Origin of the sequence: Pseudomonas wadenswilerensis, assembly GCF_024749185.1 — a bacterium.
Taxonomy (GTDB): Bacteria; Pseudomonadota; Gammaproteobacteria; order Pseudomonadales; family Pseudomonadaceae; genus Aquipseudomonas; species Aquipseudomonas wadenswilerensis.
In genome coordinates this window covers 3,185,379-3,212,232 of sequence record NZ_CP087191.1, presented here as the reverse complement: position 1 = coordinate 3,212,232, position 26,854 = coordinate 3,185,379, and the positions used below count along the sequence as shown (strand labels likewise).

22 protein-coding genes are annotated in these 26,854 nt (G+C 66.4%); 12 read left to right on the top strand and 10 right to left on the bottom strand.

Annotated elements, in window-relative coordinates:
- Positions 1–10 precede the first annotated feature (10 nt).
- The 7 genes from LOY45_RS14675 to LOY45_RS14645 form a co-directional block, all read right to left on the bottom strand.
- Positions 11–2,254: a TonB-dependent receptor gene (locus tag LOY45_RS14675; protein ID WP_258577904.1), complete on the bottom strand. Its 2,244-nt coding sequence runs from the start codon at positions 2,252–2,254 to the stop codon at positions 11–13.
- A gap of 475 nt (positions 2,255–2,729) precedes the next feature.
- Positions 2,730–3,788: an ABC transporter substrate-binding protein gene (locus LOY45_RS14670; protein WP_134065144.1), complete on the bottom strand. Its 1,059-nt coding sequence runs from the start codon at positions 3,786–3,788 to the stop codon at positions 2,730–2,732.
- A gap of 30 nt (positions 3,789–3,818) precedes the next feature.
- On the bottom strand, positions 3,819–4,859 hold the full coding sequence (locus tag LOY45_RS14665) for an ABC transporter substrate-binding protein (RefSeq protein WP_258577903.1): 1,041 nt from the start codon (positions 4,857–4,859) through the stop codon (positions 3,819–3,821).
- A gap of 12 nt (positions 4,860–4,871) precedes the next feature.
- Positions 4,872–6,026: an LLM class flavin-dependent oxidoreductase gene (locus tag LOY45_RS14660; RefSeq protein ID WP_258577902.1), complete on the bottom strand. Its 1,155-nt coding sequence runs from the start codon at positions 6,024–6,026 to the stop codon at positions 4,872–4,874.
- Positions 6,027–6,263: 237 nt separating this feature from the next.
- Entirely contained in the window at positions 6,264–8,108 is a 1,845-nt protein-coding gene (locus LOY45_RS14655) for an ABC transporter ATP-binding protein (RefSeq protein ID WP_115086864.1), read from the bottom strand.
- The gene (locus tag LOY45_RS14650) at positions 8,101–9,870 is read right to left on the bottom strand and encodes an ABC transporter ATP-binding protein (RefSeq protein ID WP_115086863.1); all 1,770 of its coding nucleotides are present in this window, start codon (positions 9,868–9,870) and stop codon (positions 8,101–8,103) included. The genes LOY45_RS14655 and LOY45_RS14650 overlap by 8 nt, the downstream gene beginning before the upstream one ends.
- 31 nt (positions 9,871–9,901) lie before the next feature.
- The gene (locus LOY45_RS14645) at positions 9,902–11,119 is read right to left on the bottom strand and encodes an acyl-CoA dehydrogenase family protein (RefSeq protein ID WP_258577901.1); all 1,218 of its coding nucleotides are present in this window, start codon (positions 11,117–11,119) and stop codon (positions 9,902–9,904) included.
- A 310-nt stretch (positions 11,120–11,429) separates the two neighbouring features.
- On the opposite strand from LOY45_RS14645, the gene LOY45_RS14640 reads away from it, so the two are divergent.
- Genes LOY45_RS14640 through LOY45_RS14610 form a run of 7 tightly spaced genes read left to right on the top strand, consistent with a single transcriptional unit; the run spans position 11,430 to position 19,743 of the window.
- On the top strand, positions 11,430–12,488 hold the full coding sequence (locus tag LOY45_RS14640; protein ID WP_258577900.1) for an ABC transporter substrate-binding protein: 1,059 nt from the start codon (positions 11,430–11,432) through the stop codon (positions 12,486–12,488).
- A 12-nt stretch (positions 12,489–12,500) separates the two neighbouring features.
- Positions 12,501–13,235, top strand: a complete 735-nt coding sequence (locus tag LOY45_RS14635; protein ID WP_115086860.1) for a class II aldolase/adducin family protein — start codon at positions 12,501–12,503, stop codon at positions 13,233–13,235.
- A gap of 9 nt (positions 13,236–13,244) precedes the next feature.
- The gene (locus tag LOY45_RS14630) at positions 13,245–14,420 is read left to right on the top strand and encodes an LLM class flavin-dependent oxidoreductase (protein ID WP_134065130.1); all 1,176 of its coding nucleotides are present in this window, start codon (positions 13,245–13,247) and stop codon (positions 14,418–14,420) included.
- Positions 14,421–14,430: 10 nt separating this feature from the next.
- On the top strand, positions 14,431–16,002 hold the full coding sequence (locus LOY45_RS14625; RefSeq protein ID WP_115086858.1) for an ABC transporter substrate-binding protein: 1,572 nt from the start codon (positions 14,431–14,433) through the stop codon (positions 16,000–16,002).
- Entirely contained in the window at positions 15,995–17,056 is a 1,062-nt protein-coding gene (locus tag LOY45_RS14620; protein ID WP_233674151.1) for an ABC transporter permease, read from the top strand. The genes LOY45_RS14625 and LOY45_RS14620 overlap by 8 nt, the downstream gene beginning before the upstream one ends.
- Positions 17,057–17,068: 12 nt before the next feature.
- On the top strand, positions 17,069–17,887 hold the full coding sequence (locus LOY45_RS14615) for an ABC transporter permease (protein ID WP_258577899.1): 819 nt from the start codon (positions 17,069–17,071) through the stop codon (positions 17,885–17,887).
- Positions 17,884–19,743 carry a dipeptide ABC transporter ATP-binding protein gene (locus LOY45_RS14610; RefSeq protein WP_258577898.1) on the top strand — a complete coding sequence of 620 codons (1,860 nt, stop codon included), beginning with the start codon at positions 17,884–17,886 and terminating at the stop codon, positions 19,741–19,743. The genes LOY45_RS14615 and LOY45_RS14610 overlap by 4 nt, the downstream gene beginning before the upstream one ends.
- Here the strand turns inward: LOY45_RS14610 and LOY45_RS14605 are convergent.
- The 3 genes from LOY45_RS14605 to LOY45_RS14595 all read right to left on the bottom strand — a co-directional run bounded on the left by LOY45_RS14605 (position 19,740) and on the right by LOY45_RS14595 (position 22,667).
- A complete protein-coding gene (locus tag LOY45_RS14605) occupies positions 19,740–20,663 on the bottom strand; it encodes a LysR family transcriptional regulator (RefSeq protein WP_115086855.1) in 924 nt (307 codons plus the stop codon). The two genes, LOY45_RS14610 and LOY45_RS14605, sit on opposite strands and share 4 nt — an antisense overlap.
- Before the next feature lie 18 nt (positions 20,664–20,681).
- Positions 20,682–21,656 carry a quinone oxidoreductase family protein gene (locus LOY45_RS14600; protein ID WP_258577897.1) on the bottom strand — a complete coding sequence of 325 codons (975 nt, stop codon included), beginning with the start codon at positions 21,654–21,656 and terminating at the stop codon, positions 20,682–20,684.
- 144 nt (positions 21,657–21,800) lie between these two features.
- A complete protein-coding gene (locus LOY45_RS14595) occupies positions 21,801–22,667 on the bottom strand; it encodes an alpha/beta fold hydrolase (protein WP_233674148.1) in 867 nt (288 codons plus the stop codon).
- A 187-nt stretch (positions 22,668–22,854) separates the two neighbouring features.
- Here LOY45_RS14595 and LOY45_RS14590 point away from each other — a divergent pair, with 187 nt between their 5' ends.
- The 5 genes from LOY45_RS14590 (at position 22,855) to ureC (ending at position 26,854) form a co-directional block, all read left to right on the top strand.
- Positions 22,855–23,430, top strand: a complete 576-nt coding sequence (locus LOY45_RS14590; RefSeq protein WP_258577896.1) for a CGNR zinc finger domain-containing protein — start codon at positions 22,855–22,857, stop codon at positions 23,428–23,430.
- Positions 23,431–23,681: 251 nt separating this feature from the next.
- Positions 23,682–24,515: an urease accessory protein UreD gene (locus tag LOY45_RS14585; RefSeq protein ID WP_134065114.1), complete on the top strand. Its 834-nt coding sequence runs from the start codon at positions 23,682–23,684 to the stop codon at positions 24,513–24,515.
- A gap of 9 nt (positions 24,516–24,524) precedes the next feature.
- Complete coding sequence (locus LOY45_RS14580) at positions 24,525–24,827, top strand: urease subunit gamma (protein WP_038994905.1); 303 nt, start codon at positions 24,525–24,527, stop codon at positions 24,825–24,827.
- Positions 24,828–24,836: 9 nt separating this feature from the next.
- Complete coding sequence (locus LOY45_RS14575) at positions 24,837–25,154, top strand: urease subunit beta (protein WP_115086850.1); 318 nt, start codon at positions 24,837–24,839, stop codon at positions 25,152–25,154.
- Positions 25,151–26,854, top strand: a complete 1,704-nt coding sequence (gene ureC, locus LOY45_RS14570) for an urease subunit alpha (protein WP_115086849.1) — start codon at positions 25,151–25,153, stop codon at positions 26,852–26,854. The genes LOY45_RS14575 and ureC overlap by 4 nt, the downstream gene beginning before the upstream one ends.

Here is a 26,854-nt window from a genome sequence, read left to right as displayed (position 1 = left end):
GGTGCAGCGATCAGAACCGGCTGGTGACACTCAGGCCCACGGTGCGCGGGTCGCCATAGGTGATTACGTACTGGCCGGCGGTGCCGTTGGGGCGGCCGTGGACCTGGTAGCGGCGGTCGGTGAGGTTGTTGACGAAGCCGGTGACGCTGAGTTTTTCATCCGGGCTGAACCAGGTCAGGCGGGTGTTGGCCAGGGTGTAGTGCGGCTGGTTGAGGGGCTGGTCGGCGCTGCTCTGGCGATCGGCGAGAAAGTACTCGCGGTCACGGAAGCTGACATCGGCACCGGCCACCAGCTTGCCGCCGACTTCCAGCGGGATGGTGTAGTCGCCCCCCAGCGACACCACGTAGCGTGGTGAACGGACGAAGCTGTTGCCGCTGTAGTCGGCGGTTACCGCGCCGGTGGTGGGGTTGGTGTTCTTGAAGTCGGTGTATTCGGTGTCGAGGAACGACAGCGCCGCACGCAGGTGCAGGGCGTCGGTTGGTTGGCCCTCGATTTCGAGCTCGGCGCCCTTGACCTTGCCCTTGGCACCGTTGGTCAGCGCCGTGGTGAGGATGCCGTTGTTGACCGTCAGCAGGTTGACCTGGATGTCCTGGTAGTCGTAGTAGAACAGGTTGGCATTGACCGTCAGGCGATGGTCGAGCCATTCGGATTTAAGCCCCAGCTCGTAGGCGTCCAGCTCTTCCGGATCGACCGTGGTCAACTGCGCGAGGCTGGTCGACAGCCCGGTGTTGAACCCACCGGAACGAAAGCCATGGGCGTAGCGGAAGAACACCCGCAGGTTGTCGTTGATACGGTACTCGGGGGTCAGGTCGTAGGTCCAGGCATCCCAGCGCTTGGCTTCTTCCTGGGAGCCGTTGCTGCCATTGGCGGTCAGCGGGATCAGCGGGCCGTTGGCGGTGGCGCGGGTCAGTTGCACCAGGTCCAGGTCGATGTCCTTTTTCTCGGTGGTCCAGCGCAGGCCGCCGGTCACCGTCAGGTTGTCGGTGACGTCGTAAGCCAGGTTGCCGAACAGCGCGTAGCTGTCGGTTTTGTGGGTGTAGCTCAGGTCGCGAAAGTCCACCACGCCGCCAGTCTGGTTGGAACCAGTGCCATTCGGAGTCGGCCCCGGGGTGACGGTGCGCAGGGCGCTGCTGTCGAGGGTTTCGTGGAAGTAGTGGGCGCCGAGCATCCAGCGCAGGGTTTCCTGCTGCGGCGAGGCCAGGCGAAATTCCTGGGAATACTGGTCGTAGCGGTTGTCGCTGTCGGCGGCGCCGTTGACTTCATAGGGGGTGTAGTCGGCGTCGCTGAGCTGCTGGTTGCGGATGTAGTCGTAGGCGCTGATCGAGGTCAGCGTGTAGTCGCCGATGTCCCAGTTCAGGGTCAGCGAGGTGCCGTTGTGGTCGAGCTTGGCATCTTCATCGACGTTCAGCTCGATGCGCCGGCCTTCCGGGCGCTGGTAACCGACGTTGTAGTAACGGCCCAGGGGCAGCGAGCCGCTGCTGCCATCACCCTTGAACTGGCGGCCGTGGATCTTCCACAGCGCTTCGAGGTCCGGGTTGAGTTTGGCCAGGAACTGCACGCGTACGGCTTTCTTGTTGACGTCGCCGTAGGTCTGGTCGTTGGTCAGGTTATGGGTGAAGCCATCGCGCTCTTCTGAGTACAGCGACACCCGCGCCGCCAGGCGTTCATCGACCAGGGCGCCGCCGATGGCGCCACTGAGGATGCGCTCGTTCTTGCTGCCAAAACCGATTGTGCCGAAGCCGTCGGTCTCGAAGCCCGGCTTCTTGGAGATGATGTTCACCGCACCGGCGGTGGTGTTCTTGCCGTACAGGGTGCCTTGCGGGCCGCGCAGGATCTCGATGCGCTCCAGGTCGAACAGCGGGCCGCCGCCGGCCACCGGTGCATTGAGGTAGACGTCGTCGGCGTAGATGCCCACCGGGTAGACGGTGGCGGCGCCGGTGTCACCGGTGCCCAGGCCGCGAATGTACCAGCGCGGGCGGCCGTCGCCGTCGGGGTTCTTCGCCGACGCGTTGGGGATGAAGGTGGTGATGTCGCCCATGGCGCGCACGCCGTCGGCAGTGATGCTAGTGCCTTGCACGGCAGTGACCGCAACAGGTACTTCCTGCAGGGTTTCTTCGCGGTGCTGGGCGGTGACCGTGACGGTCTTCAGGGCCGGTGTGCTGCTGGTGCCGTCCTCGGCCCTGAGCAGTTCCGACTGGCTGGCCAGGAGGATGCTCAGGCCGATGCCTTTGGCGATTGGGTTAAGTGTGTGCATGCTGCTGGTCTCCCCGGATGTGCAGTTGAAGGGATAGAGCAGGGTTTGTGCCATGTTTGTAAGGCACTGTATTTAAAGGGTTTTATCGGTTTTTTGGTGAGTGATTGCTAGCTATCCAGCAGGGCGCTGTGGAATGCCTGTTGCTCCAGCAGCAATCGCCAACCCTGTGGAAGCTGGCTTGCCAGCGATGAGTCCGGTACAGCCAGTACATCAGGTGTCGGCCTAATTACGACCGCTTCGCGCTCGATCGCCGGCAAGTCCGGCTCCCACAGAAGTGGGTGATTGCAGGACCTCTGTGTGTGCTGGCTTTGCCAGCGATGAGTCCGGTCCAGCCAGTACATCAGGTGTCGGCCTAATTACGACCGCTTCGCGCTCGATCGCCGGCAAGTCCGCCTCCCACAGAAGTGTGGTGATTGCAGGACCTCTGTGGGAGCTGGCTTGCCAGCGATGGGCTGCAAAGCAGCCCTAAAAAGCCTCAGGTCGCGACCCGCGAAGTGGAGCCGATCACCGCCTCCAGCACCCTGAAATCAATCCACTCACGCACATCGAAACGTCGCGGAATAAAGTCCCAGCGATGCAGGAAGTCAGTGAAGTCCTGCAACGCCTCGATCGAGCGCCCATCGAGCGTGGTGCGCAAGCGCCGATGGGCATCCTCGCCATAGGCCGCCGCCACCCAGTACTCGCTGGTATTCAACTCACGGGCCAGGTAGCGCCGGGTTTCATCGGCATTGGCCCAGGCCCACTGCTCGGTACGCAGCAACACATCAACGATGCGCTTGCAGGCACCGAAGTGCTGCTCCAGCAGGTTGATATCCACGGTCAGGGTGCGCGGCGTGCCGTTGTTCGAGCGAATCAGCGGGTCAGGGTGGGAACCGGTGTCGATCACCACCCGCAAGCCGAACTCGTGGGCCAGTTGCAGGGCGGCGGCGCCTTTCAAAAAGATCGCGTCGATATCGCCGCGCAGCAGGCCGATCAGCTCGTTGTTACGGCGGCTGACCCGGTTGACGCCGAGGGTCACCGCGGCGCCATGCACATGGGTGACCTGCTCATCACTGTGGGTGCCGCCATAGGGGTAGTCGACCAGCTCGACATCGGCGACGTTCAGGCCTTCGAGCTTCAGCGCGTTCTCCAGCCCGCGCAGGGCCTGGGCGCGGGTGAAGTCGATCTGCACGTTGGCCCATTTCGGCAGGCCGAAGCGGCGGTTCTTCAGGTCGCGCACAGTGCGCACGCCACTGTCTTCTGTGGTCAGGATCAACTGCACCTCATCGGCCCAGCTCAGGCCCAGCACGCGGGTCTGCACGCCGCTGGCGTAGGCCCAGATCGCCGGAATGTTGCCGCCGTGGCGCACCGAGTTGCGCAGGTGATGGTCGTAATGGGCTTCGCGCACTTCGCGTTCGCTGGATTCGCGCAGCGACTGGATCGAGGTGCCCAGGGGCTGGAAGGCTTCGGCCAGGCGCCCGCTTTGCACGGCGATGCCAAGGCCGGTAGGCACCGGGCTGTGGGTGTACCAGAGGGTGTCGAGGGGTGTGCTCATCGTCGGTTCTAGTCCTTGTCTGGTGGCCGGTTAGCCGGCCAGTGCGGTATGCAGCCCGTCCATGGGGCGGCGGTCGATCCATTGGCGTACATCGAACGCCGTGCGGATAAAGCGCCAGCGCTGCAGGAAGGCAACGAAGTCCTGCAGGGCGGCGATGGCTTGTTCGTCGAGGGCGGTGTGCAGGCGCTTGTGGGCGTCTTCACCGTAGGCGCGGCTGACCCAGTACTCGCTGCTGTTGGTTTCCAGGGCCAGGTAGCGGCGGGTCTGTTCGGGGTGCTGGTGGGCCCAGGCTTCGGCGCGCAGCACGCTGTCGAGCACCTGGGTGGCGACCGGCAGGTGCTGGTCGAGCAGTTCCTGATCGACGCTGAGGGTGCGCGGCGTACCGTTGTTGCTGCGGATCAGCGGGTCGGGGTGGGCGCCAACATCCAGCAGCGTGCGCAGGCCGAAATCATGGGCCTGCTGTACGGCGCTGGCGCCTTTGAGGAAGATCGCGTCGACTTCGCCGCGCAGCAGGCCGATCAGCTCCAGGTTGCGCGCCTCTTCACTGCTGGCCACTGTGCTGCCGGCGACGTTGCGCACCGGGCTGTCGCTGAAGCCGCTGTCGTAGCGGTAGTTGACCAGTTGCAGGTCGCCGACCTGCAAACCATCGAGTTTCAGCGCGTTCTCCAGCCCGCGCAGGGCCTGGGCGCGGGTGAAGTCGATCTGCGCGCGGGCGCGGTCGGGCAAGCCGAAACGCTTGCCGGCCAGTTGCTTGATGCTGTGAATGCCGCTGTCGGCACGGGTCAGGATCAACTGCGCCTCATCGGCCCAGGACAGCCCGATCAGGCGCGTGGCGCGGCCCTGGGCGCGGGCCCAGATCGCCGGAATGCTGCCGCCATGGCGCACCGAATGGCGCAGGCTGTGATCGAAGTGCGACTCGCGCACCGCAGCATCGTCGGCTTCGCGGATCGATTGCACCTGGGTGCCGAGGGTGCGCAGGCTGTCCTGCAGCCAGCCTTGCTGCACGGCGATGCCCAGGCCCGTGGGCACCGGGCAGCGGGTGTACCAGAGGGTATCGAGGGGTGTGTTCATGAAAGGCTCCGGTCAGGCGCTGGCGGTCAGGGGCAGGCTGGCGACCGGCGCCTGACGCACCAGCGGCAGCACCTCCTGGCCGATGCGCAGGGCCTCTTCCAGGTGCGGGTTGCCGGCCAGGATGAAGGTCGAGAAGCCGGCGTCGCGGTATTCGGCCAGGCGTTCGGCGATGTTCTCGTGGCTGCCCACCAGGCCCACGGTCGGCCCCGGCTTGGCCTTGGCAAATCCGGCCCAGAGGTTGGGACCGATGATCAGGTCGTCGAAGCGCTGGATGTTCTGGTGATAGGCCGTTTGCCGTGCGCCGCCGACCGAGTCGCTGGTGCTGGTGAAGGCCTTGGAGAGGGTGCTGGGCTTGCCGTCGAGTTTGTCGAACTGGCGGCGCAGGTCGCGCCAGGCGGCGTCTTCGGTTTCACGGGCGAACAGGTCGACACGCAGGCCGAAACGCACCGTGCGACCTTGCTTGTCGGCCAGTTCGCGCACCCGTTCGATATGCGGTTTGAGCTGCTCAACAGGCTCTGCCCAGTTCAGGTAGACATCGGCGTGACGGGCGGCCACGTCCAGCGCCGGGTCGGAGAAACCGGAGAAGTACACGCCGGGTTTGCGTTCGTTGCCCAGGTGCGGCGGCAGGGCGCCGTTCTCCAGGCGGTAGATGTTGCCGTTGTAGGAGAAGCGTTCGTTGTTCCACAGCCCTTGGATGATGTCGAGGAACTCGCCAGTGCGCTGGTAGCGCTGGTCGTGGTCGAGAAAGTCGCCCTGGGCACGCTGGCTGGCCGGGTTGCCGCCGGTGATGATGTTCCAGTCCAGGCGCCCGTGGCTCAGGTGCTGGAGGATCGCTGCCTGCTGGGCGGCGTAGGCGGGCAGGGTCCAGGTGGCCTGGAAGGCGATCAGAAAGCGCAGCCGGCGGGTTTCCCGGGCCAGGGCCGCGGCGGCGATCCACGGCTCGGGGCCGGTGGGCAACAGCGCGCCTTCGAAGCCTGCAAGTTCCGCGGCCTTGGCCACCTGGGCGATGTAGTCGATGTAGGTGAAACCGTCGGCGCTGCCGTCCTGCAGCAGGCCGGGGGCGATATGCCCGGGCGTGCGGCTGAAGCTGCCGCGGTTGTGATTGTCGGTGCTCAGTTGCGGGCCGTCGGTGCCCAGGGGCAGACGCCAGAAGAATTCGGTGCTCATGGCTGTTCCTCGGTGAATGTAAGGACAGAGGTGCAACGCCCATGCCACGCCGCGCGGGCCCGGAATCACCGGGGGTTGAGGGCAGGGGTGTTGCCAGGGCAGCAATCGGTCAGCAGTGGCTGCGGCGGTTGCAGCACAACAGCATCGCTGGCAAGCCAGCTCCCACAGGTTTGGTGTACACAGATCCACTGTGGGAGCCGGTCTTGCCGGCGATGGAAGGCAAAGCCTTCCTGCTTGTCAGCAAGCTTCCCCCTGTAACTCGGCACTGTGCTGATAGCGCCGGTACAGCGCTGCATATTCGCCACCCTTTTCCAGCAACTGCTGATGCGGCCCTTGTTCCACCAGCTTGCCCTCGCGAATCAGCACGATCCGCTCGGCATCGCGGATGGTCGCCAGGCGGTGGGCGATGATGATCGCCGTGCGCCCCTCGCACAGCCGTCGCAGCGCTCGCTGGATGCGCCGCTCGGTGTGCACATCGACCGCCGAGGTGGCCTCGTCGAGCACCAGCACCGCCGGGTCGGCCAGGTAGGCGCGCACCAGGCACACCAGCTGGCGCTGGCCCTGGCTCAGGTGGCTGCCCAGCGGCCCGACCTGGGTGTCGTAGCGATGCGGCAGGCGCTCCAGCACCTCGTCGGCACCGAGCTCGCGCACCGCAGCAATCAGGGTTTGATCATCAGCAGCAGGTGCGGCCAGGCGCAGGTTGTCGAGAATGCTGCCGTTGAACAACACGTTGTCCTGCAGTACCACGCCTACATGCCGGCGCAGTTGCTGCTGGCTGAGCTGGCGGATATCGACGCCATCCAGGGTCACGCGGCCCTGGTCGACTTCGTAGAAGCGCGTGAGCAATTGCACCAGGGTACTTTTGCCATGCCCGGACGGGCCGACAATGGCCAGCACTTCACCGGCATCGATGTGCAGGTCGAGGCCGTCGATCACCGGGCGGGTGGGTTGTGGCAGATAGGCAAAACGCACCTGCTGGAAATGCACCTCGCCACGGGCCCGGGGCAAGTCAACCGGCTCAAGCGGGTCGAGGATCTGCGGCGCCGTGTCGAGCAACAGGAAGATCCGCTGGGCCGAGGCGGAACCGGTGGCATAGCGTTCGAACAGGTCGGTCAGCTCTTGCAAGGGGCCCAGGAACAGCATCACGTAGAACAGGCTCTCGCCCACCTGGCCGACTGTGACGGTGTCCGCGGCCAGGCTGTAGCCGCCGACCAGCACCAGCACCGCCATGCCGGCCGCGGTAAGCAGGGCGGTAAAGGGTGCGAACCAGCCCGAGCGCAAACTGCCGACGATCAGCGCGTTGTTGAAGGCGTGCAGCAACTGCTGGTAGCGCGCCAGGTTCGGCGCTTGCTGGCCGGTCTGCTGCAACAGGCGCACGCCGCTGACGCTCTCGACCAGGTGCGCGGTAAAGCGGCTGCGTTGTTCGGCGACCTTCGCCCAGTTGCGCTGGGCGATGCGTTTGAAGGCCCAGGTCGCCGCCAGCAGCAAGGGCACGCTACCGATCAGGCTGAAGAAGAACAGCGGTTCGATCAGCCACAGCATCACGGCCGCCAGGCTACAGCGCAGCAGGGCGCCGAGCAGCTCGGGCGGGCCCTGGATGAGTAGCGGCTCCAGGGCATCGACGTCGCGGTCGGCGCGGGAAATGATGCGCCCGGCGCGGGTGCGATCGAAGTAGCCGACGCTCAAGGCCTGGACATGGGCAAACACCCGCACCCGCAACTGGTTGAGCACGCCGATGGCGGCGCTGCCGGCAATGTACTGCGACACCCCGGCGAGCAAAAAGCGCCCCAGCCAACTGGCCGCCAGACCCAACCCCAACCACAGCACCAGCGGCTGGTCGAGCAGCCAGCGGTTGCCGTCGTGGATCAGGCCGCGGTCGAGCAGTTCACGGACGAACCAGGGGCGCAGGAACACGGTGAACACCAGCACCAGCTCCAGGACAATCACCCAGGCGATCTGCTTGCGCACCGGCCGCAGCAACGGCAGCAGGCGCTGGAACATGCTGCGGTCGAGGGCTTTTTTGGCCAGCAGTTCTTCGATTTCGATATCGCTCAGGGCGTTGCCCGGCAGTGGCTTAGCCATGGTCGATCCCCAGCAGGTCACGGTAGGTCGGATTGCGTTGCAACAGTTGCGCATGGGTACCGCTGTCGGCGATGGCGCCGTTGTCGAGCAGCAGCACGCGGTCGGCGCGTTGCACGGTGGAAACCTTGCTGGCGATCAACAGCAGGGTGGTGGCCTGTGGTTGCCGGCGCAGGTTGTCCAGCACCCGGCCTTCGCTGTGCGCGTCGAGGGCGCTGGTGGCGTCGTCCAGGCAGAGGATGGCGGGCGCTGCGAGCAATGCCCGGGCCAGGCACAAGCGCTGGCGCTGGCCGCCGGAGAGGGTCACGCCGCGATCGCCGAGCGGGCTGTCGAGGCCATCGGGCAGGCGTTCGAGGATATCCTCGGCGGCGGCTTGGTGCAGGGCCTGGAGCAGTTGCTCATCGCTGGCGCCGGGTGCGCTCAGGCGCAGGTTGGCGGCCAGGCTGTCGGCGAACAGGAAGCTCTCCTGGGGCAGTACGTGCACGCGCCGGCGCAGGTCGCTCAGGTCCAGTTCGCGAATGTCCTGCCAGCCTGACTGCGGATTGCCCAGCAGTACACGCCCCCCGGCAACGTCGCTCAGGCGCGGCAGCAGGCTTGCCAGCAGGCTCTTGCCGGTGCCGGTGGCGCCGACCAGGGCGACGGTTTCACCCGGCGCCAGCTGGAAAGAGCAGTGGCGCAGGATCGCCTGGCCACCGCCGGGGGCGGCAACGCTGACGTTTTCCAGCTTCAGCCCCAACGGTCCTTCGGGGAGGCGCTGACGCCCCCCGACAATCAGCGCCGGTGCATCCAGCAACTGCCAGATACGCCCGGCCGAGGCGCGGGCGTCGGCGAAGGTCTGCATCACCCGGCCTACGCCTTCGATGCGAAACACCAGGGTGGTGGCGATCAGCAGCGAGGTCACCAGTTCGCCAATGCCGATCCGGCCTTCTGCGACCAATCGTGCACCGATCACGAGTATCCACACATGCCCCAGCGCCACCACCGCCTGCGGCAGCGGAATCCGCGAGCTGGCATAGGCCAGGGCCTGGCGCGCCAGGGCGCTGAACTGCACAACCTGGCGCTCGAAGCCGTCGATGCGCTGGGCCTGCAGGCCGAACGACTTGATCACCCGCACCGCGCCAATGCCTTCGGCCAGGTCCTGGTTGACCCGGTCGTAGGCGGCGCCGACCGCGCGGTCGAGGTTGACCAGGCGCTCGGTCTGCAACACGAAAATCCACACCCCGACCACCGTCAGCAGCAGCGGCCCGAGTGCCAGCAACGGGTCGTACCAGGCCAGCAGGCCGACGGTGGCCAGTATCACCAGCGGCGTTTCGACCAGTTGCCGCCAGAAGCTCACCAGCGCATCGCGAACCTTGTCGGCATCGCGGGTGGTGCGGGTGACCATCTCGCCCATGCCGTGTTGCCAGTGATAACCCAGGTGCAGGCGCAGCACTTGTTCGAGCAGGCGCTCGCGCAGGCGCGTCAGCAACGCCTGGCCAAGGATCAGCGAGCCGATGGCGGCGGCGTACTGCAACAGCGCCCGGCCCAGGGCCACGCCGAGGATAAGCCAGAACCAGCCCCAGGCGCGCTGGCCGTCGAGGCTGCCATCGGCCAGGCGCTGCACCGCCGTGCCGGCGCTGACGTCGTTGAGGGCGTGGCCGATCAGCCATTGCTGCCAGACCAGCCCGAGGTTGATGGAAACGAACAGCCCGGCGACCAGGGCGAAACGCCAGGGCATTTCGCGGTAGATCGCCAGGCTGCGCAGCAGCGGGTGTCGAGGGCTCATGAAGGACTCGCGGCAGAAGGAAAGTGTGTGCTCAGCGGCTGGCGCCGGCCTTTTGCTTGGCATTGAGGATGGCGGTGTATTCGCCCGGGTCGATGCCGTTGAGGTAGTAGTTGCCGACGTGGTGCAGGCGCCAGCGGATCGGGTCGTGGGTGGTGTGCACCCGGGCGTTGCGCCAGAAGCGGTCGAGGTTCCACTTGCTCAAGGAGGAGCTGGCACCGAGCAGCGAGAAGATGTCACTGGAGATCTTCAGCGAAGCGCCATCGGAATGGGCACGGGCGGTGGCCACCGAAAGGATCAGCTCATCTTGCAGGGCCTTGTTGTCCGGGTCCTGCTCATGGGCGTCGAAGGTCCGCGCGGCGTCGCGCAGCAACGATTCGGCGGCGCGCAGGGCCACCGCGTACTCGCCGATCTGGCGGATGATATGCGGCTCGTCACTGGCCCGTTCCACCTCGCTCTCGACCCACGGCCGGGCGTGCTGGTTGAGGTAGTCGATGCCGGCCTGCAGGGCACCGGCGGCGATGCCGGTGTCGATGGCGGCGTGGAGGATCTGCGGGAAGGTCAGGCCGGTGCGCTTCATCGGGCCCTGGCGGCGCAGCACGTAGCGCTCGTCCAGTTCGATGTTGTCGAAGATCACTGTGCCGCTGACCGAATTGTTCTGGCCGAAGGCGTCCCAGTCGTCGACCAGGGTCAGGCCGGGCGTGTCGCGCTGTAGCAGCACGCCGGCGCCGCCGTCATCGCTGGCGGCGGTCAGCGAGATCCACTCGGCGAGATAAGAGCCAGTGGAGTAGAACTTGCTGCCGTTGAGGATCAGCTTGCCGTCGGCGCGGCGCTCGACCCGGGTCTTGAGGGCGAACTTGTTCTTGCCACCGACCTCGGCCAGGGCATTGCCCAGGCGTTTGCCGGCCAGCACGTCGCTGACGACGCGATCGCGCACTTCGTCCGGATAGCCGCTGAGCACGCCGCGCAGCATGACGTTGTGAATCTGCAGCAACTGGCCGACGCCGCCGTCGGCGCGGGAGACGATGCGCACGGTTTCAACGATCGTCGCCACCGACGCGCCAAGGCCACCCAGCGCCGCGGGCACGCCGATGGCGGTGATGCCGCTGTCGGACAGCAACTGCGCCTGGCGCCGGGGCAGTTCGCGGTTGAGCAACGGGTCGGCGGCGAGGGCGGCGATTTCCTCGGCAATCTCATGGGCCGCGGCGATGGCCTGGGCGGGGCTGTGCAGGCGACGGGGCAGGGTACTCACGATAGGGCTTCCTTGAATGAACGGGTACCCAGGGCCTTGAGCAGGTTCTGTGCCAGTGGCCGCAAAGCCCCGTGCAGCAAGGCTTACGCCGAATTTGCCGAAGGCGGGTGTTGCTGGGGCAGCAATCGGCTGCCGATTGTTGCTCTGGCAGCAGCAGGGCTGCGCCAGCACTGCTGGCAGATCAGCAGTCAACCTTCAAGCAAAGGCGCAAAGCCCAATGAATTCAGGGCTTTGCCGAGTTGGCACGGGCGCTGCAATACCTCAGGCAAAGGCCAGCCGGCCGATTCGATCCGCTTGATGGAGCATGCCCATGACAATCGCCGCCACCTTGCCGCTGCCCACCGCAACGGCGCTGGAGCAACTCTGGTTCACCCGCTGCCCGGTGCCGACCGCTTCCGGTATCGCCTACACCCTGGGCTGGCTCACGGCAGAGTTCGCCGCCGACGGCCTGCCGGTGGAAACCCTGCAGGAAGCCCGGCAGCTGGGCCATCACCACTACGATCACCAACTGCCCGGGCTGTTTCGCGAGGGCGGTAATGTCCCGGCCCTGGCGGCGCGCGCTGCTGGCGCCCCGAGCCGGTTGATCGGCCTGACCTGGATCGAGGAATGGCAGACCATCCTGGTTCGCCCCGACTCAGGGATTCGCAGCGCCACCGACCTTAAAGGCAAGCGTCTGGCCCTGCCGGCCTGGGGCGCCAACCGCCCCGGCAGCATCGCCCGGGCCATGAGCCTGCACGGCTACAAAGGCGCCCTGAGCCTGGCCGGGCTGAGCTTCGATGATGTCCAGCTGGTGGAAGTGGCGCTGCAATCCCAGGACGATGCGCCGACCCCGCAGCAGGGGTTGCAGCGTCTGTGGTCGGGCCTGGATTACCTGGTGCGCGGCGAGGTCGATGCGGTCTACGTCAAGGGCGCTGCCGCCGCCGATGCGGCCCGGCGCCTGGGCCTGGTGGTGGGGATCGACCTGGACCAGATCGCAGACCCGCGCTTGCGCATCAACAACGGCACGCCACGGCCGATCACCGTGCACCAGAGCATGCTCGACGATCACTTCGACCTGGTGGTGCGCTTTCTCGCCCAGACCCTGCGCGCCGCCGACTGGGCCCGCGACAACCGCGACGGCCTGCTGCGCATCCTTCAGGACGAAACCCGCGCCGGCGCCCAGGGCGTCGATCAAGCCTACCGCGGCGACTTCCATACCACCCTGGCCCCGGACCTCTCGAGCGAGCGCCTGGCGTTTCTCGATATCCAGAAAACCTTCCTCAACCTGCACGGCTTTCTCGAAGCCGATTTTGCCCTGGCCGACTGGGTCGACCCGCGCCCACTGCAAGCCGCCCAGCAACTGCTGGCCGAACGCCGCGCCCGCGCTTAAAGGAGCAATGCCATGACCGTACTGACTACCGAGCACCTGATCGATGCCGCGCTGAACACCTTCATCGAGCAGGTGATCAACGAGGCCGACCAGGCCTTCACCGTGTTCCGTGAAACCAACACCATCACCGCCAACGGCACCGTCGGCTTTATCGAACGGGTACCGGGCCGCGAGTTGCTGGTATCGGTCAACTACCCGGGGCCGTGGGAGTACCGCAAGCCGCTGCAGGCCACGGTCAGCGACCTGGCCGGCAACCTGGTGCATGGCCAGGGCAAGGGTGGCCTGGGCCGTTACGCCAAGCTGTTTCGCGAACAACCGCAGATCACCACGGTGTCGCATGTGCACTCGCCGTACCTCGGTGCCTGGGCCCAGACCCAGCGTACCTTGCCGTTCAACTACGTGCCGGTGCAGCGCTTCCAGCTGGCCCGCGAGCTGCCGACCTACATCGACCGGCGCCAGGACGAGGTGGATTTCATCCTCGAACGCCTGGCCGAGAACCCGTTCACCCCGGCCATCCTCGAAGCCAACGGTGGCGCCACGGTCTGGGGCCAGCAGGGCCTGCGCGCGACCGCCGAGTTCATCGTGCTGCTGGAGGAGGGGGCGCAACTGCAACTGCTGGCCGAAGCCATCGGCGGCTCGCGGCCCTTCGGCCCGGGCGTGCTCACCCAGCAATGGCGGATGAGCAAGCTGATCGACAAGGCCAACGAGCTGGGCCTGATTCCCGCCACCGACCGCATTCGCGCCTGAGGAAAGACCATGGCTGTCAAAATTCTCTGGTACCTCACCAGCCCCGATGGTCCCTATCCGTGGGAGCCGCAAGGACGCTGGAAAACCGATTTCGCCCACCTCAAGCAACTGGCGGTGGCCAGCGACCGCCTGGGCTATTACGGCTCGCTGCTGGGCTCGAGCCCCAACGAGAGCCTGGCGGTGGCCGCCGCGCTGATCGACGCCACCGAGCGCCTGCGCTTTCTGGTGGCCCAGCATCCGGGCGAGTTATCGCCGGCGGTACTGGCCAAGTGGGCGCTGACTTTTGATGAGTTCTCCAACGGCCGCCTGTTGTTCAACGTGGTCAACGGCAGCGACGCCGGCCTGGCCACCCTGGGCGTGCATTACCCGCACGATGAGCGCTACCAGTTCAGCCTGGAGTACTGGCGCGCCTTCCAGAGTATTTATGCCGGTGAAACCGCAGGCTTTGACGGCCAGTACGTCAAGCTGGCGCCACGTCCGGCTGCGGCGGCACGTCACCCGCTGGGCGGCTGGCATCCGCCACAACGCGCCTCCGTGCCGCTGTGGGGGGCGGGCACTTCCGGCCCGGGCGTGGCCCATTCGGTGCAGTTGCTGGATGTCTACCTGAGCTTCGCCGACACCCCGCCAAGGCTGGGCGAGAAGTTCCGCCGGGTAGCGGCAGAGGCCGCGAAGATCGGCCGCGAACTGAGCTTCGGCACGCGCCTGCAGATCATCGTCCGCGAAACCGCAGAAGAGGCCTGGGCCCACGCTGAAAAGCTGCTGCAACAGACCTCGCTGGCAACCGCCCGCGCCGCCATTGAACGCCAACTGCCTGCGGGCCAGACCCTGGAGACCTTCAGCAGCGACAATCCGCAAATCCAGCGCAATGTGCAGAGCATCCGCGACGGCCGCCTGCCCACGGCCCGCGAGCTTGAGATCTACCCCAACGTCTGGACCGGCCCGAGCCTGTTCGGCTTCAACATCCTCGGTCCTGCGGCCGGCACCTACCTGGTCGGCAGCGCCGAGCAGGTGGCCGCACGGATTCGCGAGTACGAAGCCCAGGGCACCTCGGCGTTCATCCTCTCGGGTTTCCCGCTGATCGATGAAGCCCACCGGGTCGCCGACCTGCTGTTCCCCTTGCTCGACCTGGACCACGGTTTCGACATTCCGCGCCTGAGTGCGCGCACGGTTGCCGAACCGGCTTAAGGAGTTGCCCATGCCAAACGAATTTTCCCGCCGGGTGTTCCTCGGCAACAGCCTGGCCGTCGGTGGCGGCCTGTTGCTCGGCTCCAGCCTGCTCACAGGTTGCGGCGGTGCTGAACCGGCCGCAGGCGCAGCCATCGCCCGGCCGACCCAGCCGGTGCGTGGCGGGCGCCTGCGCGTCGGCATCATCGACGGCGACCAGGCCGGCAACCTCGATGCGCACAAGCCGTCTGGCGGCGGGATCATTCGCGGCTGGGCGCTGTACAGCAAGTTCTGGGAGTGGAACGACGACGTCAGCACGCGCCTGGGCCTGGCCGAATTCGCCGAGCCCAACGCCGATGCCAGCGCCTGGACCATCCGCATCAAGCCGGGCCTGGAGTTCCACCACGGCAAGAGCATCACCGCCGATGACATGCTGTTCTCGATCCTGCGCCTGACCGACCCAAAACTGGCCTCGCCGTTTGCCGGGCTGGTCGGCGCCATCGACCGCCAGGCCTTGCGCAAGCTCGACGAGCGCACCATCGAGATCCGCTTCAAGCAGGGCCGCAGCTTCTTCCCGCTGGATGAAACCCTGATCGCCTTCGGCGGCATCGTGCCGACCGATTACGACCCGGTGAGCAACCCGGTGGGGGCGGGGCCGTACCGGCTGAAAAGCTTCGTGCCGGGCCAGCGCGCGCTGTTCACCCGGTTCGAGAACTATTTCAAACCCAACCAACCGTATGCCGACGAGCTGGAGATCATCGAATTCAAGGACCAGGTGTCGCGGGTTGCGGCGTTGCGCGCCGGGCAGATCGACGTTGCCAGCGGCGTGCAGGCCGAGCACAGCGCCTTGATCAAGGCCGACCCGCGGCTGCAACTGGTGGTGTCGCCGAGCACTTCGTTCAGCGGCTTCAACCTCAACACCGCCAAGGCGCCGTTCCAGGACGAACGGGTACGCCAGGCCTTCCGCCTGCTGGCCGATCGTCAGGAGCTGATCGGCCGTGGCCTCAATGGCTTCGGGCGCATCGCCAACGACCTGTACTCGCCGCAGGACCCGACCTACAACCACGCCATTGCCCAGCGCGGCTATGACCTCGACCAGGCCCGCTCGCTGCTGCGCCAGGCCGGCGCCAGCGACCTGCGGGTCGAGCTGACCACCACCGCCAACGAAGTCAACGCCGCCCTGGTGTTCGCCCAGCAGGCGAAGAAGGCCGGGGTCGAGGTCAAGGTCACCCCGGTGGACAGCTCGGTGTTCAACGGCCCGCAGAAAGAGCAGTGGCTGATGTCGCCAGGCTCCACGCCGGCCCGTGGCTTCCTGGCCACCGGCCTGCACAACGACGCGCCGCTGGCGATCTACAACCGCAGCAATTTTCGCGACGAGCGTTTCTCTGAGCTGTTCACCCAGGCCCTCGGCCAGCCTGACCTTGAGCGACGCAAGCAACTGGTGCACGAGGCCCAGACCATCCAGCACCAGCGCGGCGGCTTGCTGATCTGGGGCTTTACCGACGTGCTCGATGCCGCCTCCAGCAAGGTCGGCGGCTTGCACGGCGAACAGACCACTTTCGCCTCCTGGCGCTTTGACAGCCTGTGGTTGAACCATGCCTGAACCTTGCGCACGCACTTCCCGACTCCCTGCCTGGTTGCCGTGGTTCATCGGCCGCCTGGGCTACGGCCTGCTCACCGCCTGGGTCATCAGCCTGGTGGTGTTCATCGCCACCCAGGCGCTGCCCTCGGACCCGGCGCGGGTCATCCTCGGCCCCGAGGCACCGCTGGAAAGCGTGCTGACCCTGCGCGAGCAACTGGGCCTGAACCGGCCGATCCTGGTGCAGTACTTCAGCTGGCTCGGCCAGGTGCTGCGCGGCGACCTGGGGGTTTCCCTGGACTCCAACCAGCCGGTGGCGGCGATCATCTTCAGCCGCTTCGGCAATACCCTGGCGCTGCTGGCCGGGGTGCTGGTGCTGGTGGTGCCGCTGGCCTTGAGCATCGGCGTCAGCCTGGCCCTGCGCCGCGACAGCCGCCTGGACCGCTTTGGCCTGTCGGCGCTGATTTTCCTCAAGGCCACGCCGGGCTTTCTGCTCGCCATCGGCCTGGTGCTGCTGTTCTCCATGCCCCAGGTCAACCTGCTGCCGGCGGTGTCGATCCTCGATCCGGACAAAGCCCTGTGGCAGCAGCTTGAATACCTGTTGCTGCCGATCTTCGCCCTGAGCCTGTCGTCGCTGCCGTACCTGGCGCGCATGGTCCGCGCCTCGATGATCGAAGCGCTGGACTCGGACTACGTCAGCGCGGCGCGCCTGCGCGGCATCGCCGAATGGCGCATCGTCTGGCGCCACACCTTGCCCAATGCCCTGGTGCCAGCGATCCAGGGCGTGGCCCTGACCCTGCGCACGCTGATCGGCGGCGCCTTGCTGGCCGAGGTGATCTTCAGCTACCCGGGCATCGGCACCCAGCTCAACAGCGCGATCCAGATGCGCGACCTGCCGCTGGTGCAGGGCGTGGTGCTGGTCATCACCCTGGGGGTGGTGCTGATCAACCTGGTGGCTGACCTGCTCACCGTCTTGCTCACCCCGAAACTGCGCACCGCCCGCCGCGCCACGCTGATCCAGCGCAACCGCCGCGGCATCCAGAGCTGGTGGCGGCGCCCGGCGGCCAAAGCCCCTTGAGAGGAGTAGTCCATGTTCAATGCACGCTGGTGGCGTGAGCCACAGATTCGCCGCGGCGGCCTGGTGACCCTGGCCATCGTCCTCCTGGCCCTGGTCGGTCCCTGGCTGGCGCCCCATGCCCCCACCGACATGGTGGGCGGGGTGTATGGCGCCCCCGCCGGCGACGCACCGCTGGGCCATGATTTTCTCGGCCATGACGTGCTGTCGCGGTTGCTCAATGGCGGGCTGTCGATCTTGTGGATGTCGCTGGCGGCGGCCGCCATCGCGCTGATTGCCGGTACCGTGCTGGGGCTGCTGGCCGGTTTGTCGCGCCAGCGCCTGGATCAGGCGATCACTTGGCTGGCGGATGTCTGGCTGGCGTTTCCCGACCTGATCCTGGTGCTGTTGATTGTCTCGATGCTGGGCCGGGCGCCGTGGCTGATCGTGCTCACCGTGGCCATCGCCTTCACCCCCGGGGTGATCCGCCTGGCCCGTGGCAGCGCGGTGGCGGTGGCCAGCCAGGAGTTCGTCGAGGCAGCGCAGATGATGGGTTTCTCGCGCACGCGCATCCTCTTGCGCGAGATACTGCCCAACGTGTTGACGCCGTTGCTGGTGCACTTTGGCAACATGCTCACCTGGGGCATCGGCATGCTCTCGGGGCTGAGCTACCTGGGTTACGGCGTGGCGCCACCGGCCGCCGACTGGGGCCTGATGATCAATGAAAACCAGGCTGGCCTGCTGGTCCAGCCCTGGGCGGTGTTGGCCCCGGCGCTGCTGATCGGGGTGTTCGCCTACGGCACCAATATCTTCGCCGAAGGCATTGCCCGGCACAGCGCGGGAGAACGTCGATGAACTCATATGCCCCACTGGCCCCATCGCTGGCAAGCCAGCTCCCACAGGATCCTTGGCCTGCTGCCGAACCTGTGGGAGCCGGTCTTGCCAGCGAGAGGCCGGCCCTGCAAGTGCAAAACCTGCGGGTTGAACTCAACACTGGCGCCGACATCATCGACCACATCAACTTCACCCTGGCCCCCGGCGAAATCCTCGGCCTGGTCGGTGAGTCCGGCTCGGGCAAGACCACCCTGGCCACCGCCTTGCTGGCCCATGCCCGGCGCGGTGCGCGCATCGCCGCAGGCCGCATCCAGGTCGCCGACGCCAGCCTGCTCGAGCTGCGCGGCGAGGCCTTGCGCCAAGCCCGTGGCGGGCTGATCGGCTATGTCGCCCAGGACCCGGCGCAAGCCCTGAACCCGGCCCTGCGCATCGGGCCTTTATTACTGGAAACCCTGCACGCCCATGAACCGCAGTTGCAAAAAAATGCGCAGCAACAGCGCCTGCAACAGACCCTGATCGACGTCGGCCTGCCCGGCGACGCGGAATTCCTGCGGCGCTTCCCCCATCAACTGTCCGGCGGCCAGCAGCAGCGGGTGATGCTCGCCCTGGCGTTCGTCCTGCGCCCGCGGCTGATTGTCCTCGACGAACCGACCACGGCACTGGACGTCAGCACCCAGGCGCACATCCTGCAAACCCTGCGCCGGCTGTGCAAGGAGCAGGGCGTGGCGGCGGTGTATGTGTCCCACGACCTGGCGGTAATCAAGGACCTGGTCGACCGGGTGATGGTCATGTACGCCGGGCGCATCGTTGAAGTCGCCAGTCGCCAACGGCTGTTCGCCCGTCCCAGCCATCCCTACACCTTGGGCTTGCTGGCGGCGATCCCGGATGTTGCCCGCCAGCACCCGCTGCAGGCGATTCCCGGCCATGCCCCGGCGCCGGGCCAGCGCCCCAACGGCTGTGCTTTCGCGCCACGCTGCCCGCGGCGTACGGCGGCCTGCGAGCAGGCTGAGCCGGGCCTGCAAACACTTGAGCCCCATCAGCAAGTGGCTTGCCTGCATCCACAGCTTGAGGCGCCGGCGCCCACAGCGGCGCTGCAGGTACGGGCGACGCGGGTGGATCAGGCGCCATTAATGGCGATCAGCAACCTGAACCTGACCTACGACCGCCAGGTGCTGTTTGACCTGGCCCTCGAAGTACAGGCCGGGGAATGCCTGGCAGTGGTCGGCGAGTCTGGCTCGGGCAAGACCAGCCTGGCCCGCACCCTGGCAGGCCTGGGCGACAATGCCAGCGGTGAGCTGAGCTTCGAGGGCCAGCCGCTGAGCCTGCTGGCCCGGCAACGTCCCGGCACAACCCGTCATCGCATCCAGTACATCTTCCAGAACCCGTACCGGGCCTTGAACCCCCGGCAGACTGTGGCCCAGTGCCTACAGGCACCGCTGGAGCACTTCTTCAAGCTCAAGGGCCAGGCGTGCCGGGCGCGTATCGAGGCGGCGCTGCAGCGGGTGGCCTTGCCGGTTTCGGTGGCCGCCAAGTATCCCCATCACCTCTCCGGCGGCGAGCGCCAGCGGGTGGCGATTGCCCGCGCGCTGGTGTGCGAACCGAGCGTGCTGATCTGCGATGAAGTGACTTCGGCACTGGACGTTTCAGTCCAGGCGGCGATCCTGGCCCTGCTCAAGCAATTGCAAGGTGAGGGCATGACCCTGGTGTTCGTCACCCACGACCTGGGTGTGGTGCGGGCGATTGCCGATCGGCTGGTGGTGATCAAGCAAGGACGGATTGTCGAGCAGGGCCCTGTGGATGAGGTGCTGGACCGGCCCGTCGACGGCTACACCCAGAGCCTGCTCGCCCATACGCCGAGATTGGCAGCAGCGCTTTAGCGGCTGCGCCAGGGCGCGCCGTTGGCAAAACGCGCCTCGATCCACTGCTTGAAGGCGAGGGTCGCGGCACTGTTGTAGCGGGCGCCCGGGCGCACCAGGTAAATGCCGGCGTCGGCATCCAGTTGCCAGTCGGGCAGCACCGGCAGCAGGCGGCCGCTGTCCAGGTCGTGCTGCATCAGCCAGTCACCGCCGGCGAGGATGCCGACCCCGGCGCGGGCGGCGGCCAGTAGCGCTTCGTTGTCGTTGCTGACCAGCGAGCCGCGCACCTTCACCGTCTGCTGCTGGCCCTGGCTGGCCAGGCGCCATTCCGGGTACGAGCGCAGCCCGGTAAACCCCAGGCAGTTATGGTTGGCAAGGTCGGCCGGTGTCTGCGGCTGGCCGTGCTGTTGCAGGTAGGCCGGCGCCGCGCAGAGGATGCGCCGATGCTCACAGAGCTTGCGCGCCACCAGGCGGCTGTCGGCCAGTTCGCCAATGCGGATCGCGGCATCGAAGCCTTCGGCGACGATATCGACAAAGCGTTCGGCGTATTCGGTCTCCAGCTGTACCTGGGGAAACGCCAGGGCAAACTCGGCGAGCAGCGGGCTCAGCCACAGGCGGCCCATGGACGAGGGCAGGGCGATGCGCAGCCGCCCGCGAATCTGCGTAGCGCCTTGGGCTGCTTCGCGTTCGGCCTCGCTGATCAGGCTCGCGGCCTGGCGCAGGCGCTCTACCAGCCGCGCGCCTTCATCGGTGAAACGCAACTGGCGGGTGGTTCGCTCGACCAGGCGAATACCCAGGCGCTGCTCCAGTGCGCCAAGGCGCTTGGACAGCACCGAGGGATGGCGCTGCAGCAGGCGCCCGGCAGCGGCAAAGGAGCCTTGCTCGAACAACGCCAGGAGGGTGGCAAGCTCATCGGCCTGGCGACTGTCGAACGGGTCCATGGGGGTTACCTCGGTAGGTCAGGGCGTCAGGATGACCGCGCCCTGTGAGCGTCCTTGTTGCATGTCGTCATGGGCCATGGCGGCGTCGGCCAGTGCATAGCGCTTCCAGATCTGCGGCCGAATGATACCTGTCGCCACCGCCGCCAGCACCTCCCCGGCACGTTGCTGGTACTCGCCGGCAGTTGCCGTGTGCGCGGCCAGCGACGGGCGGGTGATGAACAACGAACCCTTGGCGTTGAGGGTACTGAGCTCGATGGCCGGCGGCGCGCCCGAGGCCATGCCGCAAGACACCAGCAGGCCGCGCGGCCGCAAGCTGTCCAGCGAAGCCTCGAAGGACACCCGGCCGATCGGGTCGTAGACCACATCGAGTTTTTGCCCGTGGGTCACGTCCAGCACCTGCGCGGCGAGGGTGGCGGCGTCGAACACCAGCACTTCATCGCAGCCGGAGGCGCGGGCGCGGGCGACACTTTGCGGCTTCGATACCACGCCGATGACAAACGCGCCCAGATGTTTGGCCCAGGGCACCAGCAGCTGACCCAGCGCGCCTGCCGCGCCGTAGATCATCAGCCGCGTGCCGGGCCCGACCGGGTAGGTGCTGTGAAGCAGGTAGTGGGCGGTGATGCCCTTGAACAGCAGGGCGGCCGCTTCGTCCAGGCCGAGATTGTCCGGGAGTTTGACCAGGCGCTCGGCGGGGTACAGCCGGGCGCTGGCGTAGGCGCCGAGCGGGCCGGTGGCATAGCCGACGCGGTCGCCGACATTGATCCCGGTGATCTGTGCGCCGATTGCGGCCACGGTTCCGGCACCTTCCAGGCCAAGGCCCGAAGGCAGGGCGATAGGCACATCGCCCTTGCGCTGGCTGACGTCCAGCGGGTTGACGCCGATGGCCGCCTGTTCGAGCCAGACCTCGCCGGGGCCGGGTGCTTGCGCGCTGGTCTGTTCGAGGTGCAGGACGGCGGGGGCACCGGTTTGCTGAAGGCGGATTTGCATGACCATGATCGGGTTCCTGGAGCACAGTGTGAGTGTGGTCGAGGGTATTGATCCGGTCATGGCGCAGCAATCGGGTTGGTTGCAGATCATTGCTGCACCTGATGCATGGGTTGTGACCCTATCGCGGGGCAAGTCGAAGCCCTGCGATGCTCAACCCAGCACCTCGACAATCCGCCGGGCAATGTGCGCCGCATGGGTCTCCAGGGCAAAGTGGCCGGTATCCAGCAGCTCCACCACGGCGTTGGGGTTGTCACGCTTGTAGGCCTCAGCCCCTGGTGGAATGAAGAACGGGTCATGCTTGCCCCAGATGATCAGCGACGGCACCTGATACTCGCGGAAAAACGCCTGGAACTGCGGGTAGCGCCCAAGGTTGTTGGCGTAGTCGAGGAACAGGTCGAGCTGGATCTCCTTGTTGCCCGGGCGCTCCAGCAACAGTGCATCGAGGGTGTAGGACTCCGGGGCGACCAGGGTCGGATCGGCCACGCCATGCAGGTACTGCCAGCGAGTGCCTTCCAGATGCAGAACCGCATCGCCAACGGTCTTGCGGTTGGCTGCCGACGGGTCAGCCCAGTACTGGCGAATCGGCGCCCAGGCATCGCCCAGTCCTTCGAGATAGGCGTTGCCATTTTGCGACACGAACCCCGTGACCCGCTGCGGGTGCGCCACGGCCAGGCGCAGGCCGGTGGGGGCGCCGTAGTCGAACACATACATTGCATAGCGCTTGAGGTTCAGCGCATCGACAAAGGCGCCCAGGGTCTGCGCCAGGGCATCGAAGCTGTAACGGTACTCGCGTTCGGCCGGTACTTCAGTGAAGCCGAAACCCGGCAGGTCCGGGGCGATCAGGTGAAAGTGCGCGGCCAGCAGCGGGATCAGGTCGCGAAACTGATGGGATGAACTGGGGAAGCCATGCAGCAGGAGCAACACCGGGGCACCGGGCTCGCCGGCTTCACGGTAGAACACGCGAACGCCGTCGGCGTCGACGAACTGGTAGCGCACGGTTGGGGCAGGAGTGCTCATCGGACTGGTCCTCTGTAACCGGGTAAATTGATTTATTAGGTTACTGCGCAAACAAATCTTGCATGGAGTTTGTAACCTGTCAAATACAATTTAAGAGGTTACCATAGTGCGGTGATGATCGGCCGTGTAACTTGAAACGCTGAAAATAAGGGTTACCATGGAGCAACGCCCGCTGCCGAGAACGGCCATGACCGACGCCATCACCGAACCCTATGTCCTTGCCGACCACCCGGTGCTGGACATGCTCAACACCGTCGCCATCGTCGACGGCCAGCGCACCGATTTCTGGCACAGCGATGCCGACGTACTGGCCTGGCTGCAACGTATGGGCGTGCTAGAGGGACCCGCGCCACGCCTGGCCAAGGGCGCGTTGCTGGAGGCGGCAGTGACCTTGCGCGAGTCGTTGCGCGCGCTGGTCGAGCAACGCAAGGCGGGCGGGCGCGGCGATCCGGCTACCCTGAACCGCTTCCTGGCCCAGGGCGCCAGCCATGCGCAACTGGTGTGGGACAAGGACGACCAGCCGAAGCTGAGGCGAGTGGCCGAGCAGCGTTCGGCCGAGCAACTGTTGGCGCCCCTGGCCGAGCAAGCAGCCGAGCTGCTGGCGGGCGGCGACTTCAGCCTGGTCAGAACCTGCGAACACCCGGACTGCATCCTCTGGTTCTACGACCGCACCAAATCCCACCGCCGGCGCTGGTGCAGCATGGCGGTGTGCGGCAACCGGCATAAGGTCGCCGAACACCGTAAGCGCCTGCGCCAGGAGTAGCCGCCCGTAGGCAGGGTTTGATGCCCAGGTTTAAACACGCGGCAACCGGGCAGCGCTAAACCGGTGCATGCCCGCTGTTTAAACAAACCCCTCCAGCGCGCCATCTTGGCCCGCTATGTGCTTTGCCTCACCCATCGATTACTGATCGATTGGTCAAACCTGCACGTCGCCGCATTCGCTTGAGCGCGCAGGTTGTTTCTTGCAAATGCGTCTGCACCCGGAGAGGTGCAGCGTTTACTGGAACCTGAGGCATGTCGCTCCCCGAAACCCCCGACCTGGTCACCGCTGACGCCGGCTGGCGCGCCGAGCTGAGGCTGCGTTTCGTCCGGGGCGAGAGCAAGACCTGTATTGGTGCGCGGCGGCATTTCGGTCCTCTTTTGGTGCAGCGACCGTTCTATCCCGAGGGTGCGCCGTGCCACGTCTATGTACTGCACCCGCCTGGGGGTGTGGTCGGTGGCGACAAACTGCTGCTCGATGTGCACCTGGAGCCAAGTAGCCATGCGCTGCTGACCATGCCCGGGGCGACCAAGTTCTACCGCAGTGGCGGCCCGACCTCGGTCCTCCAGCAGCATTTTTACCTGGGCGAAGCCAGCATTCTCGAATGGCTGCCCCAGGGCAGCATCTGCTTTGCCGGCGCCAGAGTGCGCCTGGAAAACCGTTTTACCCTCGCGCCCGGCGCCCGCCTGCTGGCCTGGGAGACCCTGTGCCTGGGCCGCCCGGTGATGGGTGAGACTTTCAGTCACGGCGCGCTCGACAGCCGCCTGCAGATAGAAGTGCCCGATGACCCGGGCCTGCACGAGCGCCTGCGCATCGAAGGCGGGCACCTGGAAAAACTCGCCGGCTTCCCCCTGCAAGCGACCTTTTGCGCCTATCCGGCCAGTACCGAACTGCTTGAGCAGAGCCGCGCACTGATTGAAGACCTTGGCGCCCCCGCCGGCGCGACCCTGCTCGGCCAACTGCTGGTGGTGCGCCTGCTCGACCACGACAACCAACGCCTGCAATCCACCTTGCAGCGGCTCTGGTATGCCTTGCGACCCGCCGTGGTCGGCCTGGCGCCATGCCCGCCGCGTATCTGGGCCACTTGAGAGAGCACCATGGAGCTGACCCCGCGAGAGAAAGACAAACTGCTGCTGTTCACCGCCGCGCTGCTGGCCGAGCGGCGCCTGGCCCGTGGCCTGAAGCTCAACTACCCGGAGGCGGTGGCATTGATCAGCGCCACGGTGATGGAAGGCGCCCGCGATGGGCGCACGGTGGCCGAGCTGATGAACCTGGGCCGCGAGGTGCTGCGTCGCGACCAGGTGATGGCAGGGGTCAGCGAAATGATCCCCGATGTGCAGGTGGAAGCGACCTTTCCCGACGGCACCAAGCTGGTCACCGTCCATGACCCGATCGTCTAGGAGCACAGGATGATTCCCGGAGAAATACAGGTTGCCGACGGCGACATCGAACTCAATGCCGGCCTGGCGCTGATCAGCGTCACCGTTGCCAACCACGGCGACCGACCGGTGCAGGTCGGCTCGCACTATCACTTTTTTGAGGTGAACAACGCCCTGGTGTTCGAGCGCGAGCCCACCCGCGGCTTTCGCCTGGACATCGCCGCCGGTACCGCCGTGCGTTTCGAGCCGGGTCAGGCGCGCACCGTCAACCTGGTGCCGTATCGCGGCAAGCGCGAGGTCTACGGCTTTCAGGGCAAGGTCATGGGCAAGCTGGAGGCGCAGGCATGAGCCGGATTTCCCGCAGGGCCTATGCCGACATGTTCGGCCCCACGGTCGGCGACCGCGTGCGCCTGGCCGACACCGAGCTGTGGGTCGAGGTCGAGAAGGACTTCACGATCTATGGCGAGGAGGTCAAGTTCGGCGGCGGCAAGGTCATCCGCGACGGCATGGGCCAGGGCCAGATGCTCGCCAGCGAGGCGCTGGACCTGGTGTTGACCAACGCGCTGATCATCGACCACTGGGGCATCGTCAAGGCTGATATCGGCATCAAGAACGGGCGCATCGTCGGCGTCGGCAAGGCCGGCAACCCCGATGTGCAACCGGGAGTGACCCTGCCGGTGGGGCCGGGCACCGAGGTGATCGCCGCCGAAGGCAAGATCGTCACCGCTGGCGGCATCGATTCGCACATTCACTTCATCTGCCCGCAGCAAGTTGAAGAGGCGCTGACCTCGGGCATTACCACCTTCATCGGCGGCGGCACCGGGCCGGCCACGGGCACCAATGCCACCACCTGCACCTCCGGGCCCTGGTACCTGGCGCGCATGCTCCAGGCCGCCGACCAGTTGCCGATCAATATCGGCTTGCTGGGCAAGGGCAATGCCTCGCGGCCCGAAGCCCTGCGCGAGCAGATCGAAGCCGGGGCCGTGGGCCTGAAGCTGCACGAAGACTGGGGGTCGACCCCGGCGGCCATCGACTGCTGCCTGAGCGTGGCTGAAGAACATGACGTGCAGGTGGCGATCCACACCGACACCCTCAACGAGTCCGGCTGCATCGAGGACACCCTGGCGGCCATCGGCGATCGCACCATCCATACTTTCCACACCGAAGGCGCGGGCGGTGGCCATGCGCCGGACATCATCCGCGCCGCGGCCTTTGCCAACGTGCTGCCGTCCTCGACCAACCCGACCTTGCCCTACACCCAGAACACTGTCGATGAGCACCTGGACATGCTCATGGTCTGCCACCACCTGGACCCGAGCATTGCCGAGGACGTGGCCTTCGCCGAGTCGCGCATCCGCCGCGAGACGATTGCCGCCGAAGACATCCTCCACGACCTGGGCGCGTTCTCCATGACCTCGTCCGACTCCCAGGCCATGGGCCGGGTCGGCGAAGTGGTGCTGCGCACCTGGCAGGTGGCCCACCAGATGAAACTGCGCCGTGGGCCCCTGGCACCGGATAGCGCACGCAGCGACAACTTCCGGGTCAAGCGCTACATCGCCAAGTACACCATCAACCCGGCGCTGACCCATGGCATCGCCCACGAAGTGGGTTCGGTGGAGGCTGGCAAGCTGGCCGACCTGGTGCTCTGGGCCCCGGCGTTCTTCGGGGTCAAGCCTGCGCTGGTGATCAAGGGCGGGATGATCGCCATGGCGCCCATGGGCGATATCAACGGTTCGATCCCGACCCCGCAACCGGTGCATTACCGGCCGATGTTCGGCGCCCTCGGTGCCGCGCGCCATGCCACGCGCATGACGTTTCTGTCCAAGGCGGCGATCGACCGTGGCGTGCACCGGCAACTGGGGCTGCACAGCCTGATCGGCGAGGCCCGGGGCTGCCGCACGGTGCGCAAGGGCGACATGGTCCATAACGGCCTGTTGCCGATGATCGAGGTCGACTCGCAAACCTACGAGGTGCGCGCCGACGGTGAACTGCTGGTGTGCGAACCCGCCACGGTGCTGCCGATGGCCCAGCGTTATTTTCTGTTTTAA

Coding starts and splice junctions, on each gene's coding strand:
- LOY45_RS14675 (WP_258577904.1), bottom strand. CDS start 2,254: ATGCACACACTTAACCCAATCGCCAAAGGCATCGGCCTGAGCATCCTC.
- LOY45_RS14670 (WP_134065144.1), bottom strand. CDS start 3,788: ATGAGCACACCCCTCGACACCCTCTGGTACACCCACAGCCCGGTGCCT.
- LOY45_RS14665 (WP_258577903.1), bottom strand. CDS start 4,859: ATGAACACACCCCTCGATACCCTCTGGTACACCCGCTGCCCGGTGCCC.
- LOY45_RS14660 (WP_258577902.1), bottom strand. CDS start 6,026: ATGAGCACCGAATTCTTCTGGCGTCTGCCCCTGGGCACCGACGGCCCG.
- LOY45_RS14655 (WP_115086864.1), bottom strand. CDS start 8,108: ATGGCTAAGCCACTGCCGGGCAACGCCCTGAGCGATATCGAAATCGAA.
- LOY45_RS14650 (WP_115086863.1), bottom strand. CDS start 9,870: ATGAGCCCTCGACACCCGCTGCTGCGCAGCCTGGCGATCTACCGCGAA.
- LOY45_RS14640 (WP_258577900.1), top strand. CDS start 11,430: ATGACAATCGCCGCCACCTTGCCGCTGCCCACCGCAACGGCGCTGGAG.
- LOY45_RS14635 (WP_115086860.1), top strand. CDS start 12,501: ATGACCGTACTGACTACCGAGCACCTGATCGATGCCGCGCTGAACACC.
- LOY45_RS14630 (WP_134065130.1), top strand. CDS start 13,245: ATGGCTGTCAAAATTCTCTGGTACCTCACCAGCCCCGATGGTCCCTAT.
- LOY45_RS14625 (WP_115086858.1), top strand. CDS start 14,431: ATGCCAAACGAATTTTCCCGCCGGGTGTTCCTCGGCAACAGCCTGGCC.
- LOY45_RS14620 (WP_233674151.1), top strand. CDS start 15,995: ATGCCTGAACCTTGCGCACGCACTTCCCGACTCCCTGCCTGGTTGCCG.
- LOY45_RS14615 (WP_258577899.1), top strand. CDS start 17,069: ATGTTCAATGCACGCTGGTGGCGTGAGCCACAGATTCGCCGCGGCGGC.
- LOY45_RS14610 (WP_258577898.1), top strand. CDS start 17,884: ATGAACTCATATGCCCCACTGGCCCCATCGCTGGCAAGCCAGCTCCCA.
- LOY45_RS14605 (WP_115086855.1), bottom strand. CDS start 20,663: ATGGACCCGTTCGACAGTCGCCAGGCCGATGAGCTTGCCACCCTCCTG.
- LOY45_RS14600 (WP_258577897.1), bottom strand. CDS start 21,656: ATGGTCATGCAAATCCGCCTTCAGCAAACCGGTGCCCCCGCCGTCCTG.
- LOY45_RS14595 (WP_233674148.1), bottom strand. CDS start 22,667: ATGAGCACTCCTGCCCCAACCGTGCGCTACCAGTTCGTCGACGCCGAC.
- LOY45_RS14590 (WP_258577896.1), top strand. CDS start 22,855: ATGACCGACGCCATCACCGAACCCTATGTCCTTGCCGACCACCCGGTG.
- LOY45_RS14585 (WP_134065114.1), top strand. CDS start 23,682: ATGTCGCTCCCCGAAACCCCCGACCTGGTCACCGCTGACGCCGGCTGG.
- LOY45_RS14580 (WP_038994905.1), top strand. CDS start 24,525: ATGGAGCTGACCCCGCGAGAGAAAGACAAACTGCTGCTGTTCACCGCC.
- LOY45_RS14575 (WP_115086850.1), top strand. CDS start 24,837: ATGATTCCCGGAGAAATACAGGTTGCCGACGGCGACATCGAACTCAAT.
- ureC (WP_115086849.1), top strand. CDS start 25,151: ATGAGCCGGATTTCCCGCAGGGCCTATGCCGACATGTTCGGCCCCACG.